Source organism: Pseudovibrio sp. WM33 (genome assembly GCF_001623165.1).
In the GTDB taxonomy this organism is placed as follows: Bacteria; Pseudomonadota; Alphaproteobacteria; order Rhizobiales; family Stappiaceae; genus Pseudovibrio.
The window spans coordinates 81,452-81,990 of the sequence record NZ_LMCK01000142.1 but is presented as its reverse complement, the minus strand read 5'-3'; the positions used below and the strand labels follow the sequence as shown (position 1 = coordinate 81,990).

Genomic DNA, 539 nt, shown 5'->3' with positions numbered 1-539 from the left:
TGGAGCGGGCGGGCCTGCGTGAAGGCATAGACTTTGAAACTGCGGGGGCGGATGGGGTTGCCGATGGATTCCTAATTTCTTCCATCACCAGTGCCCGCAGCGTGTTGGAAACCCTTGGGGCTGCCTTCTTCTTTGATGCGGTGGAATCGGGTGGCCGGGTGGCGTTTCGCCCGCGTCGTTCCCGCTATCCCCTAGCTGAGATTGAAGCAGAGCAACTGGTTGATCAGGGCAAGGACAAAGAGCGGGTTTCCATTACAAGAGCGCAAGAAACTGAGCTGCCTGCAGTGGTGCGGGTAACGGCCTATGACAGCTCAAAGGATTTTAACACAGCAACTGCAGAGGCGCTGGTCGGGGCTGTTTCAACTGAAAGGGTTGTGACTTCTGATCTGCCTGTCGTGACCAACTATGAGCGCCTGCAGGGCATGGCTGAAAACCTGTTGCAGGAGGCGTGGGCGTCACGGGAGCGCTTAAGCTATGTGCTGCCGCCAACGGATCTGCATATTGAGCCGGGCGACTATCTTAAACTGACCGTTTCCGGT

General features: G+C 57.0%; 1 protein-coding gene. It reads left to right on the top strand.

The features are described from left to right. Positions 1 to 539 (top strand): phage tail protein (locus PsWM33_RS27510; RefSeq protein WP_193778469.1); only part of this gene is annotated, 539 nt, incomplete at both ends.